2 protein-coding genes are annotated in these 4798 nt (G+C 56.5%); one reads left to right on the top strand and one right to left on the bottom strand.

Features of this window, described 5'->3' with window-relative positions; all coding sequences use genetic code 11:
• Nucleotides 1-43: 43 nt before the first annotated feature.
• Complete coding sequence (locus ACEE23_RS11360) at nucleotides 44-1777, bottom strand: CRISPR-associated endonuclease Cas3'' (protein WP_448873620.1); 1734 nt, start codon at nucleotides 1775-1777, stop codon at nucleotides 44-46.
• Between the two features lie 1617 nt (nucleotides 1778-3394).
• On the opposite strand from ACEE23_RS11360, the gene wecC reads away from it, so the two are divergent.
• Entirely contained in the window at nucleotides 3395-4648 is a 1254-nt protein-coding gene (wecC, locus tag ACEE23_RS11365; RefSeq protein ID WP_368518940.1) for a UDP-N-acetyl-D-mannosamine dehydrogenase, read from the top strand.
• The last annotated feature ends 150 nt before the right edge of the window (nucleotides 4649-4798 follow it).

Here is a 4798-nt window from a genome sequence, read left to right on the forward strand (position 1 = left end):
TCAAAATGGTAATAAGAAGGCCGCTGCTTAACCCCTAAGCAGCTTAACAACGTGTCCACGATTTGCGGGTAACCCCATGTCCGACAAGCTCAGTCACCGTCGCGGTGAGAGTATCCAAGTCATCCTCGATGAAGTTGACCGCCACTACTTCATTTTCGGTTTTCTCCTCAATTGGAATTTGGGTGACCTCATCAGGGGTCGCCACGGTGATCAGGGGATAACTTGGGTCCTCGGCTTCCGAGATTTTTCCATCGGAATACGCTTCGAGAAGTTCCTTACGCCTCGCTGGTGGCAACGTTGCTGACATGACAATAACGCTTGCGCCGTAGTACGACAGCCAGCTAAGGGTGGTTTTCAAATAATTGGTCGAATACAGGTCGAAAGAATGCACCTCATCGAAAATGACCACCTTCCCTGCCAGGGCAATGTGCCTGAGCATTGAATACCGCTGCTGCAGGGCCATCATCAGGACTTGGTCGATTGTCCCCACGACGATGTTCGACAACAGTCCACGGCGTCGTCCACTAAGCCATTGCAATGCAACTACCGCGCCACTACCGTCGGAAAGTTCTGGTTCAATATCCCGTAGCTTTAAATCTTGAAAAGGCTGCGACAAGGAATTTTTCGAGTGAGCCAAGTACATCGATCGCACCTGCTGGTCCGTCGTATTTTTCGCCCACCGCACTGTCCTGTCCAGCAGGCCGTTCGCGGTCGCCATAGTCGGCGCCGCAAAGTACAGCCCCTGGGCGCCAGCCTTCGCTGCCAGAACCCGCGCTGCTTGCAAGGCAGCTTCGGTCTTGCCTGCACCGGTTTCAGCTTCTAGCACCATCATCACCGGGCCAGTAGTCTTTTTCGCCGAATCTACCATGGCCTTCTGCACTGGTCGCGCCGAATACTCACTAGGCCAACCAAACGCTCGCCGAAAACTAACATCCACGTCCACTGACGCGTCACTTACCGGATGCCAAGGCGCTGTGAGCTGAACCGCGCGCGCGGCCTGATCGACACGTTCTGCCTGCGAATCTGAACCGCTCAGGCTAAAGGCATCTTCATTGGAAGCGACCCAATCCGACATCACCACCAAACCTGTCAGCAACTGCAGGTCACGGGCACGACGTATCCCTTTTTTCCGCAGTTTATTTAGCACCACATCCACGTCAGTAAGCTTCGCAGTCGCTTCCAACAGCTCGCCATGGACTTTCCGCCACGCTGGAGGGTACTGAGCGATAATGAGAGCTACTCGTTCTGAAATTTGCTCACTCGGAATACCGTGGTGAGCATCAGCGACAGCGGCTACCGAGTTTGCTGAACGCCGCGAAAAGCCGCGCGTTTCCTCCAGCCAGTCACGGATTATTACACCGGATGCCACACTATGCGGCAGCTTGTCCACATTGAGCTCATCAACGCCTTGATCGAGACTAAGCCCTGCATCCCGCACACGTGAAACCAAGTGCCGCACATCTTCCCTGAGCTCAATCTGACTCTGAAACTTTCGTACACCTTTTCCCACGTCGTGTGAGGCAGCAAGCCAGAGAATAAGTTTTTCTAGCTCCTTCACCGATAGGCCGAGGTTGCCCGCCAGAATCCCCTTTATAGAGTCAGACAACCACACATGAAAAACCATGGATGCCGCGCATGCCGAGTCCCGCAAATGTTCCGGCAAAGTCAGAAAGTTGACCCCATCACCAGACTTCGCCCATAAACTCCGCGCTTCAACACTTCGCTCCGCAACCCAGCCATCAGCCCGTTGAGCAAGGTTAATGACCGGCTGCGGCAAGCCCCAAGGACTACGTGTCGACGTCATGGAAAACTCCATTTTCTTTGTGGGCCGCCATTTGATTTAACGACCTATACACTTGAAGATACAAGAATGAAGTACAATTGGTAACCGCCAAATATAACAAGTTGCTGATTTGCTTGCTGTTCGGCCTTGTCCACTGGTGCTACCCTTATTCATCGGGCTCCAAGCAAGTAATTCCCCAGATTAGGGATGAGCCATTGTTCTGTTCTGCGGAGCCCACTTCCCCGCTCCGGCGGGGCACCCAGCGCTCAACCCCGTTTAAGAATGGCGATACATAGGAAAGACGAGCGGGACTAAAGACATCCTTACGCTTGAAAGCTCGGAACCGCGCTAGACCGCGATACCCCTTCCGCCCCGCCCCACATTGTCACGTCTGTTTGCACGGCACACCGCTTTACTGGCTTCTTCCTGCCTCACTGAAACGACTTATCCCTGCTTGCCCGAGAAACACATCACCGTCGACGAGGTCTCCCGCGATCTCAAAGGCTTATCCCTGCTTACGCGAGGAACGCGCGACAAACTCGGTCAGGTATTTGCGCTCTGACGGCTCATCCCCGCGTGCGCGGGGAACACACATCAAGTGCCTGAGCCAACACCGCGTGAGCCGGCTCATCCCTGCTCGCGAGGGAAACGCACGTGGGGGATGGCGGCCGCGCCACGCTCGACGGGCTCATCCCCGCTTGCGCGGGGAACACACTCTGCGGACTGACCGGTCGTTTTGGCAAAAGGGCTCATCCCCGCTTGAGCGGGGAACACCCGGAGCGGGTGCGAAATCTGACGGGCCTGGTGGGCTCATCCCCGCTTGCGCGGGAACACTGTGGGTGCCCAGCATTCACCCACCAAAGGGGGGGGCTCATCCCCGCTTGCGCGGGGAACACAGTTCCTCCTGCATGGGCTTCATGAATCGGTAGGGCTCATCCCCGCTTGCGCGGGGAACACCGAAAAGGCCTGTCGTAGTAGGGCGTCGGAACCGGCTCATCCCCACTTGCGCGGGGAACACGGGGAACCATGCGTGTAGTCCGCAGCACCGGCGGGCTCATCCCCGCTTGCGCGGGGAACACACTTCGCGAGCAGCGAAAACTCGAGCCAACTTTCTATATTACATACGACTTCACGCGCCTAAAACCTGAATACCCCGGCTCTGCTTTGGCATGCGCTACAGATCCCTACTTTGGCTACGAGCCGCACTTCCCTACTATGACTACACCGCGCACTCTTGCAATAGCTTTCCCATCACAAGCTATGGAACTAATTGAGGCAAATCTGAAAATTGTTCACATTACCTTTTAGCCGGACGTTTTCCGGAACGAATGTTCCCCCAGAGAACGTAGTCGAGCATAGAAGTGTCCATCAACCGCATAAGAGAGATACTCATACCCGACCACCTATTTCCCGTAGACCCACCGACCTTCTCGCTCCGCTCACCCCCAAAAATGTCACCCCTACATAAGCTTTAAATAAGAATTTACAACTTACCAAGCATTATTACTGCCACACGTGTAACATCCTTGCCGAGTCCCACCCCAGGTTTTGCCGGGCACGCCAGGATGAAACAAGCTTGCGTGCCCTTTACTTCTATTGCAAAGGATTTCCATGTCGAAAGCTCACGTCGCATTTGTCGGGCTTGGCTATATTGGCCTACCGACCGCCGTTGTTCTAGCTAATTCCGGTGTAGAAGTCACTGGTGTCGATGTCAACACACCCAACGTTGACCGCATCAACCGCGGCGAGGTAACCATCGTTGAGCCGGGGCTGGAAGAAGAGCTGCGCTCGGCACTGGAATCCGGCCGTTTCAAGGCCACCACGGAGCAGGTGCACGCGGATGCCTACATCATCGCCGTGCCCACGCCTTTTACTGAGTCTTACGACGTCGACATGAAGTTCATCTACTCGGCAGCCGAGGCCATCGCGCCGCAGCTGGAGGGCGACGAGCTGGTCATCCTGGAATCCACTTCCCCGCCGCTGACCACCAAGAAGATGGCCGACAAGATCCTCGAGCTCCGCCCCGACCTTGTCGCCGATGGCGCTGAGAATCCTGAGAACAAGCCGGTGGTCTACTTCGCCCACTGCCCGGAGCGCATCCTCCCGGGCAAGGCTATAGAAGAGCTGCGCACCAACGACCGCATCATTGGCGGCCAGACCCCGGAGGCAACGAAGCGCGCCACCGCCATCTATTCCTCCTTCTGCAAGGGCGAGCTCCTGCCGACCAACGACGTCACCGCGGAGATGGCCAAGCTGACCGAGAACTCCTTCCGCGACGTCAATATCGCCTTCGCCAACGAGCTTTCCCTCATTGCTGACAAGCTCGGCATCGACGTCTGGGAGCTCATCGAACTGGCGAACCACCACCCGCGCGTCAACATCCTGCAGCCCGGCCCCGGCGTGGGCGGCCACTGCATCGCCGTGGATCCGTGGTTCATCGTGTCGGCGGATCCGGAAAACTCGAAGCTCATCCACACCGCGCGCAACGTCAACGACGGCAAGCCGGCCTGGGTCATTAGCAAGGTCAAGGAGGCCATCGACCGCACCGGCGCGTCCAAGGTCGCCGTCCTCGGCCTCGCCTTCAAGGCGGACATCGACGACCTGCGCGAGTCGCCGGCGCTCAACATCGCGGTCGACCTGGCCGAAGAGCTGGAAGACACCACCTTCCTAGTCGCTGAGCCGAACGTCGACGAGCTGCCCAAGCGCCTCAAGGGCTTCGACAACGCGCAGCTTAGCGAGTACACCCGGGCAATCGACGATGCCGATGTCATCCTGCTGCTGGTCGACCACAAGGAGTTCAAGAACCTAGACACACAGCTGTTGGGCAGCAAGGAAGTCGTCGATACTAAGGGGATCTGGAAATAGGACCTAGACAGCCTAATCCCACGCGAGTTTTACGAGCAGTTTACCTATACGACATAATAGTTTTGGCGTCTTATGAGGTTACCCTCGTTTAGTGGACACCCTATTGGTGCGGATCTTGTGTCCGTAGGAGAGGATGTTCATTGTGAGTCA

This window comes from Corynebacterium sp. 32222D000AT, from assembly GCF_053546955.1.